This window comes from Pseudomonas sp. EggHat1 (assembly GCF_014892995.1).
GTDB classification, from domain to species: domain Bacteria; phylum Pseudomonadota; class Gammaproteobacteria; order Pseudomonadales; family Pseudomonadaceae; genus Aquipseudomonas; species Aquipseudomonas chaetocerotis.
Window position 1 is genome coordinate 1 of record NZ_JACKQK010000022.1, and the last position, 24,576, is coordinate 24,576.

The 24,576-nt window shown below is 61.0% G+C and carries 22 protein-coding genes, 1 tRNA gene and 1 pseudogene; 12 read left to right on the top strand and 12 right to left on the bottom strand.

Annotation, left to right across the window (positions count from 1 at the left end):
* Nucleotides 1–476 precede the first annotated feature (476 nt).
* Nucleotides 477–830, top strand: a pseudogene (locus INS93_RS23475) (transposase); the annotation flags it as partial.
* Nucleotides 831–1,023: 193 nt separating this feature from the next.
* Here the strand turns inward: INS93_RS23475 and secB are convergent.
* Genes secB through INS93_RS23490 form a run of 3 tightly spaced genes read right to left on the bottom strand, consistent with a single transcriptional unit; the run spans nt 1,024 to nt 2,213 of the window.
* On the bottom strand, nt 1,024–1,509 hold the full coding sequence (gene secB, locus INS93_RS23480) for a protein-export chaperone SecB (RefSeq protein ID WP_160020123.1): 486 nt from the start codon (nt 1,507–1,509) through the stop codon (nt 1,024–1,026).
* A gap of 28 nt (nt 1,510–1,537) precedes the next feature.
* A complete protein-coding gene (gene grxC, locus INS93_RS23485; protein ID WP_160020124.1) occupies nt 1,538–1,798 on the bottom strand; it encodes a glutaredoxin 3 in 261 nt (86 codons plus the stop codon).
* Between the two features lies 1 nt (nt 1,799).
* The gene (locus INS93_RS23490) at nt 1,800–2,213 is read right to left on the bottom strand and encodes a rhodanese-like domain-containing protein (RefSeq protein WP_160020125.1); all 414 of its coding nucleotides are present in this window, start codon (nt 2,211–2,213) and stop codon (nt 1,800–1,802) included.
* Nucleotides 2,214–2,360: 147 nt separating this feature from the next.
* Between INS93_RS23490 and gpmI the strand changes: the two genes are divergently transcribed.
* The 3 genes from gpmI to INS93_RS23505 all read left to right on the top strand — a co-directional run bounded on the left by gpmI (nt 2,361) and on the right by INS93_RS23505 (nt 6,669).
* Complete coding sequence (gene gpmI, locus INS93_RS23495; RefSeq protein WP_192985743.1) at nt 2,361–3,893, top strand: 2,3-bisphosphoglycerate-independent phosphoglycerate mutase; 1,533 nt, start codon at nt 2,361–2,363, stop codon at nt 3,891–3,893.
* Nucleotides 3,894–4,058: 165 nt separating this feature from the next.
* Nucleotides 4,059–5,306: a murein hydrolase activator EnvC family protein gene (locus INS93_RS23500; protein ID WP_192985744.1), complete on the top strand. Its 1,248-nt coding sequence runs from the start codon at nt 4,059–4,061 to the stop codon at nt 5,304–5,306.
* Between the two features lie 46 nt (nt 5,307–5,352).
* A complete protein-coding gene (locus INS93_RS23505) occupies nt 5,353–6,669 on the top strand; it encodes a S41 family peptidase (protein ID WP_192985745.1) in 1,317 nt (438 codons plus the stop codon).
* 180 nt (nt 6,670–6,849) lie between these two features.
* On the opposite strand, the gene INS93_RS23510 is transcribed toward INS93_RS23505, so the two are convergent.
* The 9 genes from INS93_RS23510 to INS93_RS23550 all read right to left on the bottom strand — a co-directional run bounded on the left by INS93_RS23510 (nt 6,850) and on the right by INS93_RS23550 (nt 14,400).
* Nucleotides 6,850–7,605, bottom strand: coding sequence for a substrate-binding periplasmic protein (locus tag INS93_RS23510; RefSeq protein ID WP_160020129.1), 756 nt, complete (start codon nt 7,603–7,605; stop codon nt 6,850–6,852).
* A 133-nt stretch (nt 7,606–7,738) separates the two neighbouring features.
* Nucleotides 7,739–8,494 (bottom strand): substrate-binding periplasmic protein, encoded by a 756-nt coding sequence (locus INS93_RS23515; protein ID WP_192985746.1) that lies wholly within the window; start codon nt 8,492–8,494, stop codon nt 7,739–7,741.
* An 84-nt stretch (nt 8,495–8,578) separates the two neighbouring features.
* Complete coding sequence (locus INS93_RS23520; RefSeq protein WP_192985747.1) at nt 8,579–9,313, bottom strand: substrate-binding periplasmic protein; 735 nt, start codon at nt 9,311–9,313, stop codon at nt 8,579–8,581.
* 165 nt (nt 9,314–9,478) lie between these two features.
* Nucleotides 9,479–10,249 carry an imidazole glycerol phosphate synthase subunit HisF gene (gene hisF / locus INS93_RS23525; protein ID WP_064495061.1) on the bottom strand — a complete coding sequence of 257 codons (771 nt, stop codon included), beginning with the start codon at nt 10,247–10,249 and terminating at the stop codon, nt 9,479–9,481.
* Between the two features lie 84 nt (nt 10,250–10,333).
* Entirely contained in the window at nt 10,334–11,071 is a 738-nt protein-coding gene (hisA, locus tag INS93_RS23530; protein WP_192985748.1) for a 1-(5-phosphoribosyl)-5-[(5-phosphoribosylamino)methylideneamino]imidazole-4-carboxamide isomerase, read from the bottom strand.
* Nucleotides 11,072–11,108: 37 nt separating this feature from the next.
* Nucleotides 11,109–11,363, bottom strand: coding sequence for a DUF2164 domain-containing protein (locus tag INS93_RS23535; protein ID WP_160020133.1), 255 nt, complete (start codon nt 11,361–11,363; stop codon nt 11,109–11,111).
* Nucleotides 11,363–12,001: an imidazole glycerol phosphate synthase subunit HisH gene (hisH, locus tag INS93_RS23540; protein WP_160020134.1), complete on the bottom strand. Its 639-nt coding sequence runs from the start codon at nt 11,999–12,001 to the stop codon at nt 11,363–11,365. The genes INS93_RS23535 and hisH overlap by 1 nt, the downstream gene beginning before the upstream one ends.
* A complete protein-coding gene (gene hisB / locus INS93_RS23545; RefSeq protein ID WP_017675949.1) occupies nt 12,002–12,595 on the bottom strand; it encodes an imidazoleglycerol-phosphate dehydratase HisB in 594 nt (197 codons plus the stop codon). It abuts the gene before it with no gap.
* A gap of 146 nt (nt 12,596–12,741) precedes the next feature.
* Nucleotides 12,742–14,400: an OFA family MFS transporter gene (locus INS93_RS23550; protein WP_192985749.1), complete on the bottom strand. Its 1,659-nt coding sequence runs from the start codon at nt 14,398–14,400 to the stop codon at nt 12,742–12,744.
* A gap of 373 nt (nt 14,401–14,773) precedes the next feature.
* On the opposite strand from INS93_RS23550, the gene INS93_RS23555 reads away from it, so the two are divergent.
* The 8 genes from INS93_RS23555 to INS93_RS23590 all read left to right on the top strand — a co-directional run bounded on the left by INS93_RS23555 (nt 14,774) and on the right by INS93_RS23590 (nt 24,519).
* The gene (locus INS93_RS23555; RefSeq protein ID WP_192985750.1) at nt 14,774–16,999 is read left to right on the top strand and encodes an AsmA family protein; all 2,226 of its coding nucleotides are present in this window, start codon (nt 14,774–14,776) and stop codon (nt 16,997–16,999) included.
* On the top strand, nt 16,996–18,063 hold the full coding sequence (mutY, locus tag INS93_RS23560; protein WP_192985751.1) for an A/G-specific adenine glycosylase: 1,068 nt from the start codon (nt 16,996–16,998) through the stop codon (nt 18,061–18,063). Before INS93_RS23555 ends, mutY begins: the two co-directional genes overlap by 4 nt.
* Entirely contained in the window at nt 18,060–18,332 is a 273-nt protein-coding gene (locus INS93_RS23565) for an oxidative damage protection protein (protein WP_021490485.1), read from the top strand. The genes mutY and INS93_RS23565 overlap by 4 nt, the downstream gene beginning before the upstream one ends.
* 188 nt (nt 18,333–18,520) lie before the next feature.
* A tRNA-Phe gene (locus INS93_RS23570) sits at nt 18,521–18,596 on the top strand.
* Between the two features lie 416 nt (nt 18,597–19,012).
* Entirely contained in the window at nt 19,013–20,785 is a 1,773-nt protein-coding gene (locus tag INS93_RS23575; RefSeq protein ID WP_192985752.1) for an HsdM family class I SAM-dependent methyltransferase, read from the top strand.
* Nucleotides 20,775–22,091 carry a restriction endonuclease subunit S gene (locus INS93_RS23580; protein ID WP_192985753.1) on the top strand — a complete coding sequence of 439 codons (1,317 nt, stop codon included), beginning with the start codon at nt 20,775–20,777 and terminating at the stop codon, nt 22,089–22,091. Before INS93_RS23575 ends, INS93_RS23580 begins: the two co-directional genes overlap by 11 nt.
* A 2-nt stretch (nt 22,092–22,093) precedes the next feature.
* The gene (locus INS93_RS23585; RefSeq protein WP_192985754.1) at nt 22,094–23,113 is read left to right on the top strand and encodes an SIR2 family protein; all 1,020 of its coding nucleotides are present in this window, start codon (nt 22,094–22,096) and stop codon (nt 23,111–23,113) included.
* Nucleotides 23,110–24,519 carry an ATP-binding protein gene (locus tag INS93_RS23590; protein WP_192985755.1) on the top strand — a complete coding sequence of 470 codons (1,410 nt, stop codon included), beginning with the start codon at nt 23,110–23,112 and terminating at the stop codon, nt 24,517–24,519. Before INS93_RS23585 ends, INS93_RS23590 begins: the two co-directional genes overlap by 4 nt.
* The last annotated feature ends 57 nt before the right edge of the window (nt 24,520–24,576 follow it).

Below are 24,576 nucleotides of genomic sequence, written 5' to 3' on the forward strand. Positions count from 1 at the left end.
CATACGGCCCCGGCTGCGCCGCATACGGCCCCGGCTGCGCCGGGGTTCCCTCGCTCCATCACCGCTCCAGGGGCCCGCTGCGAAGGGCCATCCATGGCCCATCGCAGCTCTCGCGACATCCATGTCGCTCAACCCCTTCCACGGTGACTCCACTCGGCCTCCTGAAGGGGGCTTGTGCGTCGTCTGTGAGATCGCGCTTCAAGAGCAAAAACCAAACGCTACCGACTTTGATCTTCCGGAGATTTCGCAAGCCCGCGCCCCGGTCCCGTCAGAAGGCCGGGTGGAGGTGTCGCGCAGGGGGATGAGCCGCATGGATGCGGCGAGATACCGATGGCGGCCCCGCTTAATGGGCCAGGGATGGCCCATGTAAGCCGGCCCCCGGAGCGGCGCCGGAGCGAGGGGAGTTGAGCGTAGCGAAACCCGGATGTCGGGGTGCCCTTCTCTTTGGTTACTTTCTCTTGGGCAAGCAAGAGAAAGGTATCGGGCCCGTTTGTCGAATCACGTTACTAGCTCTACTGCCAGAGCTGGGCCTCCTGAACCGCAAGCAGATTGCAGCACTGGTGGGGGKGGCGCCATTCAATCGGGACAGCGGCTACTACCGAGGTACCCGGCGAGTCTGGGGTGGACGRTCCGAAGTCAGGAAGGTGCTCTACATGGCTACGCTGTCGGYCATTCGCAGCCACAACGAGGTCGTGTACAGCTTCTACCGGCGACTTAAGGARCAGGGGAAACCAGGCAAAGTAGCGGTCGTCGCCTGCATGCGGAAATTGCTTACCATCCTCAATGCGATGCTCCGTGATCAGGCTCATTTCAGGCCTCAAGTGGCTTGACGCTGAACACGGTTGCTCGCCCGTAAGGGGCGAAAACCATCAAGCCAGGCGGCGTGCTAATGGAGAGTGCCAGGTCATCGACAGCTAACACGTAATTGCCAGTCCGGTGTCAACCCGGACGCTCCCCAAACTATGCGAAGAACCAAAAAAAAGCGCCCCGAGGGGCGCTTTTTCATGCAATCGAACCGAGCGCTCAGTGAGCGGTGGTTTCGTCAGCCTGCTGCATGCGCTGCAGCTCCTGGGCATACAGTGCGTCGAAGTTCACCGGCGACAGCATCAGGGCCGGGAACGAGCCGCGGATCACCAGGCTGTCCAGCGCTTCGCGGGCATACGGGAACAGGATGTTCGGGCAGAAGGCACCGAGGGTGTGGCTCATCGAGGCGGCGTCCAGGCCCTTGATCAGGAAGATGCCAGCCTGCTGCACTTCAGCGATGAAGGCGACTTCTTCGCCGTTCTTCACGGTGACCGACAGGGTCAGCACCACTTCGTGGAAGTCGCCTTCCAGGGCCTTCTGGCGGGTGTTCAGATCCAGGCCGACGCTCGGCGTCCACTCCTGACGGAAGATTTCCGGGCTCTTCGGAGCTTCGAAGGACAGGTCCTTGACGTAGATGCGCTGCAGGGAAAATTGCGGGTTCTGCGAATCGGCAGCGGCTGCGCCGCTGTTGGCTTGCTCGGTCATGGCGTTTGCCTTCCTTAACGTTGAGGTTTCAAGCGGGGCTCTGCAGCAGGGCGTCGAGCTTGCCGGCGCGCTCCAGGGCATAGAGGTCGTCACAGCCACCCACATGGGTGCTGCCGATCCAGATTTGCGGCACCGAGGTGCGGCCGGCCTTGCGGGTCATCTCCGCGCGGATGGCCGGCTGGCCGTCGACACGAATTTCCTCGAAGTCCACCCCTTTGCTGGCCAGCAGTTGCTTGGCGCGCATGCAGTAGGGGCACCAGTCGCTGGAGTAGACGACCACCTTGGTCATGTCACTTCACCAGCGGCAGGTTGTCGCCGCGCCAGGTAGCGATGCCACCGGACAGCTTGGCGGCGGTAAAACCGGCCTTCTTCAGCTCGCGGGCAACGCTGCCGGCATGCTGACCCATGGCGTCGACGACGACGATGGTCTTGGCCTTGTGCTTTTCCAGCTCGGCGACACGGGCCACCACCTTGTCGTAAGGGATGTGCAGCGAATCGACGATATGCCCGGCGGAGAAGTCCTTCTGCGCGCGCACGTCGAGCACCACACCCTTGTCGCTGTTGACCAGCGCGGTGAGCTCGCGGCTCGACAGGCTCTGCCCGCCCTTGCGCATTTCGGTGATGATCAGCAACACCAGCAGCACGGCGAACATTCCACTCAGCACGTAGTGGTTGATGATGAATTCAATCAGGTTGGCGAACATCTATATGGCCCAGGACGGTAAAATGCCGGCCAGTATACACAGCCCCACAGGTCGGCCAAACCCCGTCTGGCAGTGACGCGCCAGGCGCTTGGCCCTAAAATGCCGGGCTGTTTCATTGCCCCCTCAGACGCAGAGCGAGCCAGTTCAATGAGTGCCACGCCAAAACCCTTGGTTCTGATCATCCTCGACGGCTTCGGTCACAGCGACAAACCCGAGTACAACGCCATCTACGCCGCCAACACGCCGGTGTACGACCGCCTGCGCGCCAACTACCCGCACGGCCTGATCTCCGGCAGCGGCATGGACGTCGGCCTGCCGGACGGACAGATGGGTAACTCCGAAGTCGGCCATATGAACCTCGGTGCCGGCCGCGTGGTGTACCAGGATTTCACCCGCGTGACCAAGGCGATTCGCGACGGCGAATTCTTCGACAACGCCACGATCAACCAGGCCGTGGACAAGGCCGTGGGCGCCGGCAAGGCCGTGCATATCCTCGGCCTGCTCTCCGATGGTGGCGTACACAGCCACCAGGACCACATCGTCGCCATGGCCGAACTGGCTGCCAAGCGTGGCGCCGAGAAGATCTACCTGCACGCCTTCCTCGATGGCCGCGATACCCCACCGAAAAGCGCGCAGCCGTCCATCGAACTGCTCGATGCTGCCTTCGCCCGCCTCGGCAAGGGCCGCATCGCCAGCCTCGCCGGTCGCTACTTCGCCATGGACCGCGACAACCGCTGGGACCGCGTCGAGCAGGCCTATCACCTGATCGTCGACGGCGCTGGCCAGTTCAACGCCGCCACCGCAGTCGAAGGCCTGCAGGCCGCCTACGAACGCGGCGAGAGCGACGAGTTCGTCAAGGCCACCACCATCGGCACACCGGTGCAGGTCGAGGACGGCGACGCCGTGGTGTTCATGAACTTCCGCGCCGACCGCGCCCGCGAGCTGACCCGCGCCTTCGTCGAACCCGGCTTCAAGGAGTTCGAGCGCCAGCGCGCACCGCAGGTCAACTTCGTCATGCTCACCCAGTACGCGGCGAGCATCCCGGCCCCCAGCGCCTTCGCCCCGGAAGCCCTGACCAACGTGCTCGGCGAATACCTGGCCAAGAACGGCAAGACCCAGCTGCGTATCGCCGAGACCGAGAAATACGCACACGTCACCTTCTTCTTCTCCGGCGGCCGCGAAGAGCCGTTCGAGGGCGAAGAACGCATCCTCATCCCCTCGCCGAACGTCGCCACCTACGACCTACAGCCAGAGATGAGCGCGCCGGAAGTCACCGACAGGATCGTCGATGCCATCGAAAACCAGCGCTATGACGTGATCATCGTCAACTACGCCAACGGCGACATGGTAGGCCATACCGGTGTGTTCGAGGCCGCAGTCAAGGCCGTGGAAACCCTCGACAGCTGCGTCGGCCGCATCACCGCTGCGCTGGAGAAGGTCGGCGGCGAAGCGCTGATCACCGCCGACCACGGCAACGTCGAGCAAATGGAAGACGAGTGCACCGGCCAGGCGCACACCGCCCACACCTGCGAGCCAGTGCCGTTCATCTACGTCGGCAAACGCCCGGCACGCATCCGCGAAGGCGGCGTGCTGGCCGACGTGGCGCCCACCCTGCTCAACCTGATGGGCATGGAACAACCGGCCGAGATGACCGGCAAGACCATCGTCGAGCTGGAATAAAACGCAAGGATCGTAGCCCGGATGCAATCCGGGGAATCTCCCCCCGGATAGCATCCGGGCTACGCGCTACGTTCGCTCTTCTAGCTGTTTGTGGCTTGCAGCTTGCCGCCGGTTTTTTAGGCATACTAAGCGCCATTCGCTACTCCGCCAGGTATCGCCCCGCCCATGCTTCGCATCCTTGCCCTGATTCTGTTCAGCAGCCTGATCGCTCCGGCCATCGCCGATCAGCGCGCCGATACCCAGCGCCAGCTGGAAGCGGCGCGCCAGGACGTCGCCGAGTTGAAGAAGCTGCTGGAGAAACTGCAGCAGGAGAAATCCGGCGTGCAGCAGCAGCTGAAGAAGACCGAGACCGAGATGGGCGATCTGGAAGGCCAGGTCAAGGAACTGCAGCGCGAGCTCAAGGGCAGCGAGCAGGAAATCCAGCGCCTGGATCAGGAGAAAAAAAAACTCCAGGGCGCGCGCACTGAACAGCAACGGCTGATCGCTATCCAGGCCCGCGCGGCCTATCAGAGCGGCCGCCAGGAATACGTCAAGCTGCTGCTCAACCAGCAGAACCCGGAAAAATTCTCACGCACCCTCACCTACTACGACTACCTCAGCCAGGCGCGTCTCGAACAGCTCGCCGCGTTCAACGAGACCCTGCGCCAATTGGCCAACGTCGAGCAGGAAATCAACAACCACCAGGCCCAGCTGCAGGCGCAGAAAGCGGGCCTGGATGAGCGCCACGCCAAGCTCGCCGAAGCGCGCAAGGAACGCCAGCAGGCCCTGGCCAAGCTCAACCGCGACTTCGCCACCCGTGATCAGCGACTCAAGGCGCGCCAGCAGGAACAGGCCGAGCTGGGTCGCGTACTGAAGACCATCGAAGAAACCCTGGCCCGCCAGGCGCGCGAGGCCGAAGAGGCGCGCAAGCGCGCCCTGGCCGCGCAGCAGGCAGAGCAGGCTCGGCCAGGCCAGCAGCGCAGCCAGCCAAGCGGCCCACTGGTGACATCTGGTGCTGTCTACGGCGGGCCTTTCGCCAGCGCACGTGGCAAGTTGCCGTGGCCGGTCGATGGCCGATTGGTAGCACGCTACGGAACCCCTCGCGGCGGCGACGCTCGTACTAAGTGGGATGGTGTACTGATCGGTGCGCCCTCCGGCAGTCAGGTACGTGCCGTGCATGGTGGGCGCGTGGTATTCGCCGATTGGTTGCGTGGCGCCGGCCTGTTGGTCATTCTCGACCATGGCAATGGTTACCTGAGCCTGTATGGCCACAACCAGAACCTGCTGAAGAATGCCGGGGACGTGGTCAAGGCCGGCGATCCCATCGCCACCGTTGGTAGCAGCGGTGGCCAGGAAACATCGGCACTGTACTTCGCCATTCGCCAGAATGGTCGCCCGAGTGATCCGGCACAGTGGTGCCGCGCGCAGGGATAATCAGGTTGCAGCCTGGTGGCGCCTAATTTAACTAGGAGTTGTCTTCATGTCTCATCGCTTCCGCCCCACCTGCCTGGCCCTGGCCCTCGGGCTGCTGCTCGGCGCTCCAGCCCTGCACGCCGCCGAGCCTGCCCCCGCGCCGGCAGCGGCGGCGAGCGGCAAGGCCCCGCTGCCGCTGGATGATCTGCGCACCTTCGCCGAGGTGATGGACCGCATCAAGGCAGCCTATGTCGAGCCGGTGAGCGACAAGACCCTGCTGGAAAATGCCATCAAGGGCATGCTCAGCAACCTCGACCCGCACTCGGCTTACCTCGAACCGGAAGCCTTCGCCGAGTTGCAGGAGAGCACCAGCGGTGAATTCGGCGGCCTGGGCATCGAGGTCGGCATGGAGGATGGCTTCGTCAAGGTGGTCTCGCCCATCGACGATACCCCGGCATCGAAGGCCGGCATCCAGCCCGGCGACCTGATCGTCAAGATCGATGGCCAGCCGACCAAGGGCCTGTCGATGATGGAAGCCGTGGACAAGATGCGCGGCAAGGCCGGCAGCAAGATCGAGCTGACCCTGGTGCGCGATGGCGGTCGCCCGTTCGACCTGACCCTGACCCGCGCGGTGATCAAGGTGCGCAGCGTGAAGAGCCAGATGCTCGAAGACGGCTATGGCTATCTGCGCATCTCGCAATTCCAGGTCAACACCGGCGAGGAGGTCGGCAAGGCACTGACCAAACTGCGCCAGGACAACGGCAACAAGAAACTGCGCGGCCTGGTCATGGACCTGCGCAACAACCCCGGCGGCGTTCTGCAGGCAGCCGTGGAAGTGACCGACCACTTCCTCAAGAGCGGCCTGATCGTCTACACCGAAGGCCGCCTGGCCAACTCCGAACTGCGCTTCAACGCCGACCCGGCCGACGCCAGCGAAGGCGTACCGCTAGTGGTGCTGATCAATGGCGGCAGCGCCTCGGCCTCGGAAATCGTCGCCGGTGCGCTGCAGGATCACAAACGTGCGGTACTGATGGGCACCGACAGCTTCGGCAAGGGCTCGGTACAGACCGTACTGCCGCTGAACAACGACCGCGCACTGAAGCTGACCACGGCACTCTACTTCACGCCCAACGGCCGCTCGATCCAGGCTCAGGGCATCATCCCTGACATCGAAGTGGCGCGCGCCAAGCTCACCCGCGAGCAGGGCAGCGAAGGCATCAAGGAAGCCGACCTGCAAGGCCATCTGGGCAATGGCAACGGCGGCGCCGACCGCCCGAGCAAGGCCGCACAGGCGGCGCGCACAGAACGCCCGCAGGACGACGACTACCAGCTGAGCCAGGCTCTAAACCTGCTCAAGGGCCTGAGCGTCACACGCGGCAACTGAGGCGATACGGCAGTACGAAAAAGCCCGGACAACTGTCCGGGCTTTTCATGTCAACGCGCAGTACGGCGATCACCTACCCGTAGGGTGCGCCGTGCGCACCGAAGCAGGCACCAGCGTCACGACTGGTGCGCATGGCCTAGGCGGCCCCGCGACAACCCAGGGTTTTGGACCCGGACAGGGTTACAGGTAGTTCTCGGTAATCTCGTCGATGAAGCCTTCGCTGCGCAGCTCATCCAGCGCCTTCTGCAGGCGCTGCACCACCTCGTCCGGGGTGTCCTTGTTCAGCGCCAGATACAGCTCGGCATCCCTGAAACGCAGCACAGTATTGAGGCCGGTGACGTCTTCCTGCTTGGCCAGATAACGACCCACCGGGTCGGTGGTAGCCCACAGGTCGATTTGCCCGCGCACCAGCTTCTTCACGTTCTCCTGGTCACGCAGGGCGTTGATCGGCTCCAGGCCCTGGCTCTCCAGGTTCTGGCTGACCGCATCGTTCTTGTAGGCGCCGATACGATACTTGGCAGCGTCCTGCAGACTCGACACCTTGATGTCGTTACCCGGCGCGGCGAGCAACACCCAACCGGTCTTGGCAATCGGACCGACCCATTTGAACAGCGGCTTGCGCTCCTCGGTATAGGTGGTGGAGAACAGCGCGTAGTTGGGTTTGTCCAGCGTCAGGCGATACAGGCGGTCCCAGGGGAAGCGCAGGGTCAGGGTGTAGTCGATGCCGGCACGCTTGAACATCTCGCGCACGATGTCGGCACTGATGCCGTCAATACCGTCGTCACGGGCGAAGTTCTTGTCGTCCACCGCCATGTTGAAGGGCGGGAAATTCTCGGTCAGCAGCACCACCTTGTAATCCTGCGGCAACTCCGCGTGCGCGGAACCGCAGAGCATGAACAAGGCGACAAACAGGCTTTTCTTCAGAGTATTCAGCATAAGACGTACCGCTCGCATGATTTTGGTTATGGCTAGCGACATCCTTGCATGGGCCCGAGCCCGGTCATTGGCACTCAGTGGCTCTGCCGTCCGTGGCAAACGACCAGCTCTTGGCTGGTCGCGTGTTCGGTGCTTACAGGTAGCTGTTGAGAATATCGTCGACGAAGCCTTCGGCACGCATCTGATCCAGCGCTGCCTGAAGCTTGGCGACGATCTCGTCGGGCGTGTCCTTGTTCAGCGCCAGGTACAGCTCGGCGCTATCGAAGCGCAATACGGTCCGCAGACCGGAGACACCCTCCTGCTTGGCCAGGTAGCGGCCAGCAGGGTCACCCGTGGCCCAGAGATCGATCTGCCCGGCCACCAGCTTGCGTGCATTTTCCTGGTCACGCAACGAGGTGCTGTGCTCCACGCCCTTGTCCACCAGGTATTCTGAGATGGCGTCGCCCTTGTAGGCGCCGATGCGATACTGCTTGGCCTCATCCAGGCTGGCCAGATTGATCGAACTGTCCCCCTTGGCCAGCAGCACCCAGTCGTCAGGACCGATCGGGCCAACCCACTTGAACAATTCCTCACGCTCCGGCAGGCGCGCGGTGACGAAGACGCCGTAGCCCGGCTTTTCCAGCGCCAGCTTGTAGATGCGATCCCAGGGGAACCGCAGGGTCAGGCTGTACTGGACCCCGGCACGCTTGAACATCTCTCTGACCACATCCACGGCAATGCCATCGATGTTGTCTTCCTGAGCGAAGTTCTTGCCGTTGATCGCCATGTTGTAAGGCGGGAAATTCTCGGTCAGCAGGACCACGCTGTAGTTCGGATCCACTTCGGCGCGCACCGCACCAGCGAGCACCATAAGGGTGCCAGCGAGCGTGATTAGCAGACGTTTGAACATGACATTTCTCTTTCTATGAAAAGGCAGACCGCCTCAGGATAACCGCCGCGCCCTCCCCGGCCCAGCGATTACTGGCAGTGTGCCTCAGTAGCGCGCTTCGATACTCTTCAGCGCACCCTCGGCCCGCAGCGAGTCCAGTGCACTTTGCAACTTCTGCACCAGCTCGTCAGGTGTCTGCAGGTTGAGCGCCAGGTAGAGATCGGCGGTGTGCAGATTCTGCACCACCTTCAGATTCTCCAGGCCCTCCTGGCGCGCGACGAAACGTCCCGCCTGATTGGAGGTAACCCACAAATCGATCTGACCCTTTTCCAGCTTCTTGACGTTTTCGCTATCACGCAACGCCGTCTGCACCTCCAGCCCACGATCGAGCAGGAACTGAGTCTTGGCGTCGCCTTTATAGCCACCGATGCGATAACGCCGTGCATCCTCCAGCGAGCCCAGCTGGATGGCGCTGTCGCCTTTGGCGAACAGCACCCATTCGTTACTGGCGATGGGGCCGACCCACTTGAACAGCTTCTCGCGCTCTGCCGTGCGCGCGGTCGAGAACAGGCCGTAACCGGCATCGCTCAGGGTCTGTTGGTATACGCGCTGCCAGGGGAAACGCAGGATCAGCTGACAATCAACCTCGGCGCGCGCGCAGACCGCGCGCAGGATATCGGCACTGATGCCGGTGACGTTGTCGTCCCGCGCGAAGTTGTTGCCACTGACTGACATGTTGAACGGTGGCAGGTTTTCCGTGAGCAGCACCAGCGACTCTGCGCGCGCGAGGTTCAGACCGCAGAAGAGCGCCAGGATGGTCACGAATCGAAGAAGGAACATGGGGACTCCGTGTCGGAAAGTTCGGCAAGGGAATGCCATCCGCCAGAAGCAGAGGGCATAGGATTCAGGACTGGTGGACAATTTTAATCGCATCGCTGGCACTTTGCCGTCGACTCGCCCGCAGCTTTAGATACCTGTCTCGCCAAGCGGCCAACAGGCCAGAACCTAGCGCACCACGATACCGCGGCTGGCCAGGTAGGCCTTGGCTTCCGGCACGGTGTACTCGCCGAAGTGGAAGATGCTCGCGGCCAGCACGGCATCGGCCTTGCCTTCGAGGATGCCGTCGGCCAGGTGCTGCAGGTTGCCGACACCACCGGAGGCGATCACCGGCACGCGCACGGCCTCGCTGATGGCGCGGGTCACACCTAGGTCGTAACCGCTCTTCACACCGTCCTGATCCATGCTGGTCAGCAGGATCTCACCGGCGCCCAGCTCTTCCATCTTGCGCGCCCACGCCACGGCATCCAGGCCGGTCGGTTTGCGTCCGCCATGGGTGAAGATCTCCCAGCGGCCCGGCTCACCCGGCGCGGAAACACGCTTGGCGTCGATGGCGACGACGATGCACTGCGAGCCGAAACGCGCGGCAGCCTCGCCGACGAACTCGGGGTTGAACACCGCAGCAGTGTTGATCGACACCTTGTCGGCGCCGGCATTGAGCAGGTTGCGAATGTCCTGCACGGTGCGCACGCCGCCACCGACGGTCAACGGGATGAACACCTGGCTGGCCATGCGCTCGACGGTGTGCAGCGTGGTATCGCGGCCATCGACGCTGGCGGTGATGTCGAGGAAGGTGATCTCGTCGGCGCCCTGCTCATCGTAGCGGCGAGCGATTTCCACCGGATCACCGGCGTCGCGGATGTTCTCGAACTTGACGCCCTTGACCACGCGGCCGTTGTCCACGTCGAGGCAGGGGATAATGCGTTTAGCCAGTGCCATGTCGACTTCTCTCGTAGGGTGCGCCGTGCGCACCGATAAACCGTCAGCGGTGCGCGCAGCCTAGGCGGCCGAGCACACCCGCCATTAACCCTTGAAGGTGTCGCAGAAGGCCTGCGCTTCGGCCACGTCCAGGGTGCCTTCGTAGATCGCACGCCCGGTGATGGCGCCGATGATGCCGGGCGAACGCGCAAGCAGCAGCTTCTCGATATCGCCGAGGTTGTGGATGCCGCCGGAAGCGATCACCGGAATCTTGCTGGCGGCAGCCAGCGCGGCGGTGGCTTCGACGTTGCAGCCCTGCATCATGCCGTCTTTGGCAATGTCGGTATAAACGATGGCGGACACGCCATCGGCCTCGAAGCGTTTGGCCAGGTCGGTGGCCTGCACGCTGGAGACTTCAGCCCAGCCGTCGGTGGCAACGAAGCCGTCCTTGGCATCCAGACCGACGATCACCTTGCCGGGGAAGGCCTTGCACGCCTCGGTGACAAACTCAGGCTCTTTCACGGCCTTGGTACCGATGATCACGTAGCTGACCCCGGCGCGCACGTAGTGCTCGATGGTCTCCAGCGTACGGATGCCGCCGCCGATCTGGATCGGCAGAGTCGGGTAGCGCTTGGCGATGGCGGTGACCACTTCACCGTTGACCGGCTGGCCTTCGAAAGCGCCATTGAGATCGACCAGATGCAGACGACGGCAGCCACCCTCGACCCACTTGGCGGCCATGCTCACCGGGTCATCGGAGAACACCGTGGAGTCTTCCATGCGGCCTTGGCGCAGACGCACGCAGGCGCCGTCCTTCAGATCGATAGCGGGGATAATCAGCATCGGTTGAACCTGCTCAAGTTTGAATTCGGTAAGGCGCTCAGCTCTTCTCGAGCGCCCAGAGGTCGCTCTCGATGCTCTCGAACCTGTCTTTCAGGTGCGCCTGCACATCGAGAATCGCCTTGTTGTAATAGTGCGGCGCCAGCTCGCGGGTGATCTGGTCGAGGACTTCCTGCACTTCGAAGGTGCCCAGTTGCAGCTCGAAACGCTCGTCGAGAAAGCGTTGCAGCATCAGCAGCGCGGCCTGCTCCTGGGCAGGTTCGAGCGCCAGACTGGGAGCCTTGGCGCGAGCCATTACCAGCGGCCATCCCAGGCGGCGAAGTTCTGCAGCAGCTGCAGGCCATGGGTGTGGCTCTTCTCCGGGTGGAACTGCACGGCGAAGCGCGAGCCCTCGGCCAGCGCTGCGGCGAAGTCCTTGCCGTAGTGACCGCGACCGACCACCTGCTGCGGCTTGCCAGCCTCGATGTAATAGCTGTGCACGAAGTAGAAACGCGCGTGGTCCGGGATGTCGTGCCAGAGCGGGTGCTTCACCGCCTGGCTGACCTCGTTCCAGCCCATATGCGGCACCTTGAGGCGCTCGCCATCTTCGTTCAGATCCTTGCCGAAGAAGCGCACCTGACCGGGGAACAGGCCAATGCAATCGACGCCGTCGTTCTCCTCGCTGCGCTCGAGCAGCGCCTGCATGCCGACGCAGATGCCGAGGAAGGGGCGGTCGGCGCTGACTTCACGCACCAGCTCGTCGAAGCCCAGGCGCCTGATCTCGGCCATGCAGTCGCGAATCGCACCGACACCGGGGAACACCACGCGATCAGCCTCGCGGATCACCTTGGCGTCGCTGGTCACCAGTACGCGGCCAGCGCCTACGTGCTCCAGCGCCTTGGCCACCGAGTGCAGGTTGCCCATGCCATAGTCGATTACGGCTACCGTCTGCATTTACAGGCAGCCCTTGGTCGACGGCATCTGCCCGGCCATGCGCGGGTCCAGCTCCACCGCCATGCGCAGCGCGCGGCCGAAGGCCTTGAACACGGTTTCGATCTGGTGGTGGGTGTTGTGCCCACGCAGGTTGTCGATGTGCAGGCTGACCAGCGCGTGGTTGACGAAGCCCTGGAAGAATTCCTGGAACAGATCGACGTCGAAGTTACCGACCACCGCGCGGGTGAACGGCACGTGCATCTGCAGGCCAGGGCGCCCGGAGAAGTCGATCACCACGCGCGACAGCGCCTCGTCCAGCGGCACATAGGAATGGCCGTAACGGGTCATCCCTTTCTTGTCGCCAATGGCCTTGGTGAAAGCCTGACCGAGGGTAATGCCGACGTCCTCGACGGTGTGGTGGTCGTCGATATGCAGATCGCCCTTGCACTCGATATCGAGGTCGATCAGACCATGACGGGCGATCTGGTCGAGCATGTGCTCGAGAAAGGGCACACCGATATCGAAGCGCGCCTTGCCGGTGCCATCCAGGTTGATCGAAACCTTGACCTGGGTCTCCAGGGTGTTGCGCTCGACGAATGCCGTACGTTCGGCCATCACCAGCTCCACGAATCACTAACGGAAAAAGGCCAGCATTATAGGCGTGCAGGGGCGACAACGGCTACCGGCGATGGTCGAACGGCCAGAAACGAAAAAGCCCGCACAGGCGACAGGCCTGCGCGGGCTCTTCCACAAGCACGACGTTACTGGAACAGCACGACGGTCTTCTGCAGGGTGATCCACACACCCCAGGCCAGCGGAATACCCACCACCAGCCAGGCAGCGACTGCCACCGGCTTGCTCGACGGGTCAGCCGACCACTCCAGCTCGCTAGCTGCCGGCGCCGACTTCTCGCCATGGGCGCGCTCGGCGGCCAGCTCGGCCTCGGTCATGAAGTACTTCGGCGCCACCGGACGCACCAGGGCGTTGCAGATGAAGCCCAGCACCAGCAGGCCAGCCAGGATATACAGGGTGATGTCGTAGGCCGCAGCCTTCTCCACCCCGATGCTCAGTTGGTACTCGCGCAGGTAGTTGACCAGCACCGGACCGAGCACACCCGCCACCGCCCAGGCGGTCAGCAGACGACCGTGGATCGCGCCGACCATCTGCGTGCCGAACAGGTCCGCCAGGTAGGCCGGCACGGTGGCGAAGCCGCCGCCATACATCGACAGGATGATGCAGAACGCCAACACGAACAGCGCCAGGCTGCCCAGCTGACCCAGCATCGGCACCGCGGCGTAGAGCGCGAAACCCAGGCCGAAGAACACGAAGTAGGTGCCCTTGCGCCCGATGAAGTCCGAGCAGGAGGCCCAGAAGAAGCGGCCGCCGATGTTGAACAGACTGAGCAGCCCGGTGAACCCGGCGGCGATGGCGGCGATCTCGACCAGTTGCGCGGAACTGAGTTCGTTGAATGCCAGGTCGACACCGATCAGCTTGCCGGCGAAGACTTCCTGCAGCAACGGCGAAGCCATGCCGATGATGCCGATACCCGCCGACACGTTCAGGCACAGCACAGCCCAGACCAGCCAGAATTGCGGGGTCTTCCACGCGGTATTCACGTGCACGTGACCCTTGGTGATCATCGCGTTGTTGGCCTTGGCCACCGGCGCGGTCCAGCCTGCCGGCTTCCAGCCAGTCGGCGGTACGCGGTAGGACAGCGCGCCGCCCATCATGAAGATGAAGTAGATCACCGCCATGACCACGAAACTCTGCCAGACGCCAACGCCTTCAGCCGAAGCGAAGTGATTCATCAGAATCGCCGCCAGCGGCGCACCGACCATCGCACCACCACCGAAGCCCATGATCGCCATGCCGGTCGCCATGCCGCGCTTGTCCGGGAACCACTTGATCAGGGTCGAAACTGGCGAGATGTAGCCCAGGCCGAGACCGATACCGCCGATTACCCCCGAACCCAGCCATAGCAGCCAGATCTGGTGGGTATAGATACCCAGCGCGGAAATCAGCAGACCACCGCACCAGCACAGCGCGGAAACCACGCCAGCCTTGCGCGGGCCAGCATGCTCCAGCCAGCCACCCCAGATGGCAGCCGAGCAGCCGAGGAAAACGAAGAACAGGGTGTAAATCCAGCCGAGCATGGAAATCTGCCAGTCGCAGTTACTGGCGAAGATCTGCTCGAAGAAGCCCATTTCCGGTACGCAGGCCGTGGCGGCAGTGATGCCGACCGCTTTCGACAGCGGCAACCAGAACACCGAGAAGCCGTAGGCCATGCCGATACACAGGTGAATAGCGAGAGCGGCTGGCGGAACCAGCCAACGGTTGAAACCGGGTCGCGCGATGATGCGCTCTTTGGACAGGAATGCAGGCTTCGCCACATCGCCGTCCAATACAAAGGCGTCAGTCATAGAGAGGTCTCTTCTTATGGTTACGAGCAAGCAAGGGCAATCGCATCAACTCGCCGAAGCAAAAGCTTGCGGAGAGTAGCACCAGGGCGCGACAAATCGCCGCGCAAGAAGTCAATTTTTATCAATTCATGCAGATTTCTTGTTTTTTTCGCAAAAACCCAAAAGACCTCATCTATTGCGTGATAGATGCTGTCGATACACCCCGCCTGCTGCACGCCGCAGCGCCGGGGAACCGCTCGAACCTATTCCGATCCAAGCTCGAGCCGATCACCGCTCACCGCCTCAAGCAGGCGCCTGGACATGACGGCATGACGCTATAATCGGCAGTCGTCTGCAAACCGCCATTCCAGCTCTCGAAACCAAGGACCCGTCCATGAAAGCGTTAGGCAAGATCCTGGGCCTTTTCTTTCTCGGCTTGCTGCTGATCGTAGTGGCGCTGCTGTTCGCCCTGACTCATCTGTTCGACCCCAACGACTACAAGGACGAGATTCGCCAGATCGCTCGCGACAAGGCCAACCTCGAACTGCAGCTCAGGGGCGACATCGGCTGGAGCCTGTTCCCCTGGCTGGGCCTGGAACTCACCGACGCCACCCTGGCCAGCGCCGACACCCCGGAAAAGCCCTTCGCCGACCTGCGCATGATCGGCCTGTCAGTGCGCGTGATGCCACTGCTGCGCAAGGAAGTGCAGATGAGCGATATCCGCGTCGACGGCCTCAATCTCAACCTGCAGCGTGACGACAAAGGCCGTGGTAACTGGGAAGGCGTCGGCCGCCCGGCCCAGGCCAGCGCGCCGCAGCAAGCACCTGGCGAGCCGGCGCCGAGCGACACCACGCCGCCGAGCCAGCCGAGCGACAAACCGGCCGGCCAACCGGTCAAGCTGGATATCGACAGCCTCACCCTGAGCAACTCGCGCGTTGATTACAGCGACGCGCAGAAGGGTCAGCAATTCACCGTCGAGAACATCGAGCTGAAAACCGGCGCCATCCGCGAAGGCGCCAGTATCCCGGTCAAACTCAGCGCCTTCTTCGGCACCAATCAGCCGGTGCTGCGCGCACGCAGCGAAGTTGAAGGCCAGCTGCGTTTCGACCGTGCGCTCAAGCGCTACCAGTTCGAAGATCTGAAACTGGCCGGCGAAGCCTCGGGCGAGCCGCTCAAGGGCAAGACCCTCAACTTCTCCGCCCAGGGCCAACTGCTGGTCGACCTGGCCGCCAACATCGCCGAGTGGAATGGCCTCAAGCTCTCCGCCAACCAGCTGCGCGCCCTCGGCGAGATCAAGGCACGCGAACTGGACAAGGACGCCAGGATTTCCGGCGGGCTGTCCATCGCCTCGCTCAACCTGCGTGAATTCCTCGACGGCGTCGGCGTCGAACTGCCGGCCATGCAGGCCGCCGATAGCCTCAGCCAGTTCGAACTGGTCAGCCGCCTGAACGGTTCGAGCAAGGGCATGATGCTCGAAGAGCTCAACCTCAAACTCGACGGCAGCACCTTCAGCGGCAACCTCGGCGTGAGCGACTTTGCCAAGCAGGCCCTGCGCGCCGACCTCAAGGGCGACAAGCTCGACCTGAACCGTTACCTGCCGCCGAAAACCCAGGACAGCGCCGCTGCCGCGCGCAAGGCCGAGGTCAAGGACAGCATCGCCGGCGCCGGCAAGGACGGCACCACCCCACTGCCCAACAAACCCACCCAGCAGGCCTGGAGCGACGAAAAAGTGCTGCCGGTGGATCAGTTGCGCAAACTCGACCTGCAACTGGCGCTCAGCATGGGCCAGCTCACCTACGACAAGCATCAGCTCAGCGACGTCAATCTCAAGGCCAATGGCCGTGGCGGCCTGATCACAGTGGAAGAGGCGCGCGGCAAACTGCAGGGCGGCAGCTTCGTCGGCAGCGGGCGCATCGACGTGCGCCAGGCCGAGCCGATGCTCAGCGCGGAAAAACGCCTGACCCGCATACCGCTGGAGCCGCTGCTGAAAAAGGACGATCAGCCTTCGCCGATCAAGGGCCTGCTCGACCTGGACGCCAAATTCAACACCCGCGGCAACAGCCAGAAGGCCTGGGTCGAAGCGCTCAACGGTAACGCCAGCTTCGTCCTCAACGACGGCGTGCTGGTCGACGCCAACCTAGAACAGCAGTTGTGCCGTGGCATTGCCACCCTCAACCGCAAGACACTGAGCAACCCACCAACCGGCAAGGACACCCCCTTCCGCGAACTCAAGGGCAGCCTCGCCGTACGCGACGGCGTCGCCCACAACCCGGACCTCAAGGCCCAGGTGCCGGGTCTGGCAGTCAGCGGCAACGGCGACCTCGACCTGCGCGTGCTCGGCCTCGACTACAAGGTCGGCATCACCCTGGAAGGCGACCAGCGCGAAATGCCGGACCCGGCATGCCAGGTCAACGAGCGCTACGTCGGCATCGAATGGCCGCTGCGTTGCCGTGGCCCGCTGGAACTTGGCGCCAAGGCCTGCCGCCTGGATCAAGACGGCCTCGGCAAGATCGCCGCGCGCCTGGCCGGCAACAAGCTGACCGAGAAGCTGGAAGAGAAGCTCGGCGACAAGGTCAGCCCGGAACTGAAAGACGCACTCAAGGGCCTGTTCAACCGATGAGCCCCGAGCAATTCAACGGCGCCGTGCTGGCCTGGTACGACCAGCACGGGCGCAAGGATCTTCCCTGGCAGCAGAACATCACGCCCTACCGCGTATGGGTGTCGGAAATCATGCTGCAACAGACCCAGGTCAGCACCGTGCTCGGCTACTTCGACCGCTTCATGGCCGCGCTGCCGACCGTGAAGGACCTGGCCGAAGCGCCGGAAGACGAAGTGCTGCACCTGTGGACCGGCCTGGGTTACTACACCCGCGCGCGCAACCTGCAGAAGACCGCGCAGATCGTCATGCGTGAGCACGGCGGCGAGTTCCCGCGCAGCGCAGAGGCGCTCAGCGAGCTGCCCGGGATTGGCCGCTCCACCGCCGGCGCCATCGCCAGCCTGAGCATGGGCGTACGAGCGCCGATCCTCGACGGCAACGTCAAGCGCGTACTAGCGCGCTACGTCGCGCAGGAGGGCTACCCTGGCGAGCCGAAGGTGGCCAAACAGCTGTGGGACGTCGCCGAGCGCTTCACCCCGCACGAACGGGTCAACCACTACACCCAGGCGATGATGGACCTCGGCGCCACCCTCTGCACGCGAAGCAAACCCACCTGCCTGCTGTGCCCGGTGCGCAGCGGCTGCCAGGCGCACCTGCTCGGCCTGGAAATCCGCTACCCGGTGTCCAAACCGCGCAAGGCACTGCCGCAGAAACGCACCCTGATGCCGCTGCTGGTCAACGCTGCCGGCGACATCCTGCTCTATCGCCGCCCCTCCACCGGGCTGTGGGGCGGCCTCTGGAGCCTGCCGGAACTAGACGACCTCGAACAACTCGCAGACCTCGCCCACCAGCAACAGCTCGCACTCGGCGAACGCCGTGAACTGGAAGGCCTGACCCACACCTTCAGCCACTTCCAGCTGGCCATCGAACCCTGGCTGATCGAGGTAACCGAACAGCCAGGTCGCGTGGCCGAGGCCGACTGGCTCTGGTATAACCTCGCCACCCCGCCGCGCCTGGGGCTCGCCGCCCCGGTGAAGAAGCTGCTGAAACGCGCGGCGCAAGTCATTACCGCTGGAGAACCGACATGACCCGCACCGTACAGTGCCGCAAATACAAACAGGAACTGCCCGGCCTGGATCGCGCGCCCTACCCCGGCCCCAAAGGCGAAGACATCTTCACCAACGTGTCCAAGCAGGCCTGGGACGAGTGGCAAAAGCACCAGACCATGCTGATCAACGAGCGTCGCCTGAACATGATGAACGCCGAGGACCGCAAGTTCCTCCAGGCCGAGATGGACAAGTTCCTCTCCGGCGAGGAATACGCCCAGGCCGAAGGCTACGTACCGCCAAGCGAGTAAGAATGCTTGTGGGAGGGGCTTTAGCCGCGACAAAGGCTGGTGACCCTGTACACCAGCCGTCGGGCTCTCGATAGCGGCGCGCACGGCGCACCCTACCCGTCACGAGCCTAAGCGCCCGAAATAATTAAATATTTTTCAAACCCGCGCTTGACACTGACCCTTCAAATCCGTCTAATAGCGCCCCGTTGGCCCAGGTAGCTCAGTTGGTAGAGCAGGGGATTGAAAATCCCCGTGTCGGCGGTTCGATTCCGTCCCTGGGCACCATCTTTAGTTTTCAGGCAATGCTTAAACCGCCTGAAAGCCCCGAAAAACCGGCCTCTGAGCCGGTTTTTTATTGCCTGCATTTCCTCAACCGATCCTTGTTGCCCAGATTATTCTGGACTGGCGCACTCACTCTGCACATCCACCCCAAAAGCCGAGCACCCAAGTTGGCTGGCACGTTGCGCAAGGCGTAGCTCAAACTCGCCCTGACAGCAAAACCTACTGCCCGACGTCAGTGGCCCGCCCTAAACGTTGCGCCGTCCGACTCCGTTGGCTGCGATTTGCTGTGGCATCTATAGGGGCATGCTGTGTATCTTTCCGCGCACTAAACTGCTCAGCCCTGCGCGCGGCGCTGAGCACGAATTTCGCTGGACATGCCTTGCTGAAATAGCAGGGTTTGACTGCTAGGGAATGATCAGATGAACCCCATCGAACAACAGTTCTTCAACGATCTTGAAAAGAAGCTCTGGACAGCGGCTGACAAGCTGCGTTCGGCTTTAGACGCCTCTGTTTACAAGCACGTAGTGCTTGGCCTGATCTTTCTCAAATATGTTTCCGATGCCTTCGAGGAGCGCCAGCGTGAGCTACGCGCGCAACTCACCAATCCCTCCGACGATTACTTCATGGACCCGGCGGACTACGGTGACCTTGGCAGCGAAGAATACGAAGAGAATGTCGCCGCCGAGCTGGAAGTGCGCGATTACTACACCGAAAAGAATGTCTTCTGGGTGCCCTATGAAGCACGCTGGCAGACCCTGCGTGAACTGGCGCAGCTGCCGCCCGGTAGTGAATTGCCGTGGCTCGTGCCCAAACGCGACAGTGACGGTCGCTACGTGCGTAACGCGGCGGGTGAGTTGGAGATGGTGCCAGACAAGATGCGCACCGTTGGTTGGCTGATCGACAACGCCATGGAAGCCGTCGAGCGCGAGAACGCAAAAAAACTCAAGAACGTGCTTAACAAGTCTTTCGCGCGCACGGAGATCGATAGCCATAAATTGGCTGATTTGATCGCCCATTTCTCTGATACCAACTTCAGCCAGCCGAGTTACAACGGGCAAGCGCTGAACCTGAAGAGTAAAGACATCCTCGGTCACGTCTACGAATACTTTCTCGGTCAGTTCGCCCTGGCCGAAGGCAAGAGGGGCGGCCAGTACTACACCCCAAAAAGCATCGTTACGCTGATTGTGGAAATGTTGCAGCCCTTCAAGGGGCGGGTTTACGACCCGGCCATGGGCTCGGGTGGTTTCTTTGTGCAGAGCGAGGAATTTATCGCCGAGCATGGCGGCAAAGTGGCCAACGGCAAGACTGGCCAGATCAGCGTCTACGGCCAGGAAAACAACCCCACTACCTGGAAGCTGGCGGCCATGAACATGGCCATCCGTGGCCTCGATTTTGATTTTGGCGGCGGCCCAGCCGACACCCTGCAGAATCCGTTGCACATTAATCTGACGCACAGATTCGATTACGTGATGGCCAACCCGCCCTTCAATATGAAGGAGTGGTGGAACGCCAAGCTGGAAAAAGACCCCCGCTGGCTGCCCGGCTGCACCCCACCCCAGGGCAACGCCAACTTTGCCTGGCTGCAGCATATGCTCTACCACCTGGCTCCCACTGGCAGCATGGCGCTGCTGCTGGCCAATGGTTCGATGAGCAGCAACACCAACAACGAAGGGGAAATACGCAAGCAACTGATTGAGCGTGACTTTGTGGAATGCATGGTGGCGCTGCCCGGCCAGCTCTTCAGCAACACGCAGATTCCTGCCTGCATCTGGTTCCTGACCAAAGACAAGGCCAATGGCTTCAACCTCGACAAGAAAAAGCGTGATCGCCGTGGCCAGTTCCTTTTCATCGACGCCCGCCAGCTTGGCTATATGAAAGACCGCGTGCTGCGCGACTTCACGCTGGATGACATCCAGAAAGTCGCCCAAACCTTCCAGGCCTGGCAGCACGGCGAGGGCTATGAAGACATTCTTGGCTTCTGCTACTCCGCCTCGCTGGACGACATCCGTAAGCACGAGCATGTGCTAACGCCGGGGCGCTATGTGGGGGCCGAGGAGCAGCCAGAAGACGGTGAAGCCTTTGCCGACAAGATGGCGCGGCTGACAGCGCAGCTGGTGGAGCAGTTTGCGGAAAGCGCCAAGTTGGAGGAGGAGATCAAAAAGAATTTGGCGGAGTTGGGTTATGGCTTCTGAATCTGACTGGAAAGAGGCTTCGCTTGGCGATTTTGTTGAGTTGAAACGTGGCTATGACCTGCCTAAGGCCAAGCGTAGCGCTGGGAATGTTCCTATTATTTCCTCCGCAGGCGTTAGCGATTTCCACTCTATTGCAATGGTCAAAGGCCCCGGGGTGATAACTGGCCGATATGGAACGATTGGCGAGGTCTTCTATGTCGACGAGGACTATTGGCCTCTTAATACGACACTCTATGTCCGTGACTTCAAAGGCAATGACCCTAGATTCATCAGCTACTTCCTGAAGACCCTCGACTTTGATTCCTACTCCGACAAAGGGGCAGTACCAGGAGTAAACCGAAACCACCTGCATCTGGCAAAAGTTCGTATTCCTAAGGTGGAAACTCAAAAGACCATCGCCAATTTTCTGAACCGTCTCGATTCTAAAACCAATCTCAACCAGCAAATCAACCAAACCCTCGAAGCTATGGCGCAAGCAGTCTTCAAGTCTTGGTTTATAGATTTCGACCCAGTCAAAGCAAAGATTACCGCTATTGCCGAAGGCAGCGACCCGTTGCGTGCTGCGATGGGCGCGATCAGCGGCAAGACAGATGCCGAACTCGATGCGCTGCCGCCCGAACACTACGAACAACTCGCCGCCACCGCCGCCATATTCCCGGAGGAAATGGAAGATTCGGAGTGGGGGGAGGTCCCGATGGGGTGGGCTTGTGGTGCGCTTGGAGATGTTTGTAGCTTTACGGCGGGCAGCGCGTTTAAGCCTGAGCACCAAGGAAGCTCTGATGGGGATTACCCGTTCATAAAAGTTAGTGACATGAATCTTGCTGGCAACGAGGTATTTATTCAGTCGGCCAACAACTATGTCAGCAAAGATCAGCAGTCTGAAATGAAAGCCAAGTTGCACCCGCCAGGTGCGACAATTTTTGCCAAGATCGGGGTGGCGCTCACTTCAAATCGCAGAAGATTACTAACTACGCCGACGATTATTGATAACAACTTGATGTCAGCAAACCCTGTTGATGAAAAGTCGGGGCGGTACTTTTTATACTCGATGCTCAATATGATCGATTTCAATACGTTGGTCTCAGGCACTGCCTTACCATATATCAACGTGTCTGATCTTAAAAAAATTCCGATTGTGCGTCCGCCGCATGAGGTCGTCCTTGCTTTTGAAACTAAGATGTCCTCCACATTTACGATGATACAGACCCTAGCAGCGCAAAGCTCAACACTTGCGACAACTCGGAATATTTTGCTGCCTAAGTTGCTCTCAGGTGAGGTCGAAGTTTCTGGAATGCTGGGGAGCTGATCATGGAGTTTTGGCGCCCCAAATATCACGAATATCTAAACATCGAGGGCGATGTTGAAATTATCGGCTCCACCTTTCAACGAAGCCGCATATTGAAAGAGCTAGAGCCTGAAACATATCAATTATCTTTCGAGGACTGGGTAGCGGAGCGAAAGGGCAGCCTACTCGATCTAGCGCATCAGGTGCTTGGTGCTCATGACAACGCTCATCGCTTTGAAGCCTTGAAAAAAGCATGGGCATCGCAAAATGTTGTTCCGTTTCTTGGTGCGGGGCTATCAATGCCGAGCGGCTACCCTGGCTGGACCAAGTTCCTCTGGAGCTTACAAGAAGAGTCGCACGTCAATGCGGCCGATCTTGAGTCTCTTTTGGCGTCGGGGGATTACGAGGGCGCCGCCCAGTTAATTCATGATGATCTTGGCTCTGCGTTGTTTAATAAACAACTTCAGGAGTGCTTTGATAGAGGCCGTGCTGCGGCTGGCGCGATTAACTTACTCCCTATTGTGTTTCCTGATTCGAATGTAGTGACAACCAACTTCGATAAGTTGCTTGAGTCAGCCTTCTCGGGGCAATCGCAGGGATTTGATCAAGTAATCCTTGGTAGCAATCTGGGAGAGGCATTGCGTATCCTGAGCGCCGGCGGACGATATTTACTTAAGCTTCATGGTTCATGTGAAACGGTCGCGAATCGTGTTCTGCTCCGCAATGAATATAACCAAGCCTATGGCGATGCCGGCACGGTTGGGCGATTCTTTTCTCGTTTTTTGTTTGGTAAGTCCTTGTTGTTTGTTGGGTGCAGTCTGATGACAGATCGTACGCTCCGAACGATGGAGCAGGTGGTTGAGTTAGAGGGCGCACACACCCTCCCACAGCACTATGCCTTCCTTGAGCTGAAAGATGGTGTTGATCGCGTCGAGAGAAAAAAGGCTTTGGCAAAGGCCAACATATTCCCGATCTGGTATCCAGAAGGCGAGCATGATGATTCTATCGAGGCGCTCTTGTTGGCATTGATGGAGGACATATGACTATCTCCGTTGAACAGGTCGACTTATGGCGCAGCCTCGCCTGCGAAACCCAAAACCTCGAATTTAAAGAGGCAAGCAACCAGTACGACGTGCGCAAGCTTTGCCGCTATTGCGTAGCCATTGCCAACGAGGGCGGCGGGCATCTGGTGCTCGGTATTGCGGATAAACCACCGCGCGCCGTGGTGGGCAGCCAGGCGTTTCCCAACACCCAGGATATTGCCGAGAAGTTGTTCCATTGGGTGGGCTTTCGCGTCGATGTAGAGGCCGTTGCTCACCCGGATGGGCGTGCTGTGGTGTTCAGCATTCCGGCACGGCCCAAAGGCACAGCGTATCACCATGATGGCGCTTACCTGATGCGTTCCGGCGAAGAGTTGGTGCCGATGAGCGAGGATCAGTTGCGCAAGATCTTCGCGGAAGGGCAGCCCAGCTGGCTGGAGAATCCTTCGCTCAAGGATGTGTCTGCGCAAGATGTGGTGCAGTTGCTTGATACCCAGACCTTCTTCGACTTGATGCGTTTGCCTTATCCCACCGACCAGGAGGGGGTGCTGGCTCGCTTGCTGGATGAGCGCTTGATCGAGCGCACTTCGGCGGGCTTCAACATCCTGCATATTGGCGCTGTGCTGCTGGCCAAGAACATGCGGCAGTTCCCCGATATCAGCCGTAAAGCGGCGCGCGTGATCCTGTATGCCGGCGAATCCAAGATGCAGACCGTCTCGGATGTGACCGGCGAAAAGGGCTATGCCGTAGGCTTTGCTGGGCTGGTGCAGTATGTGATGGGCAAGTTGCCGCAGAACGAGGTGATCGAAGGGGCGATTCGCAGGGAGGTCAAATTGCTGCCCGAAGTGGTGGTGCGAGAGCTGCTCGCCAATGCGCTGATCCACCAGGATTTTGATATGGGTGGCACCTCTCCTGTGGTGGAGGTTTTCAGCAACCGCGTGGAAATCTCCAACCCAGGAGAGCCCGTCGTGCCGGTTGAGCGCTTTATCGACGGTTACCAATCGCGCAATGAGCGGTTGGCCGACTTGATGCGCCGTTTCGGGATTTGCGAAGAAAAGAGCAGCGGCATTGATCGGGTGATCGAAGCGGCTGAGTTGATGCAACTGCCGGCGCCAGAGTTTCTAACCAGCCACCGCCGCACGATTGTGGTGATTCACGGCCCGCGCTCGTTCCGCGCGATGAATGGTAGCGACCGCGTTCGTGCCTGCTTCCAGCACTGTGTTTTGCAGTACGTGCTGCGCAAGCAGATGACCAATCAGTCTCTGCGTGAGCGCTTTGGCTTGTCCGAGAGCAGCAGCAACACAATTTCGCAGATCATTACCGCGACCATGGAGCAGGGGTTGGTCAAGAGTGACCCGAACGCGCCGGACTCAAGGCGCTATGCGCGGTATATCCCGGCATGGGCATAGTTGCCATTTCATCGCAAACCGCTTCTGGCTGTTGCCTTAAACATAAAGTGCTGATTT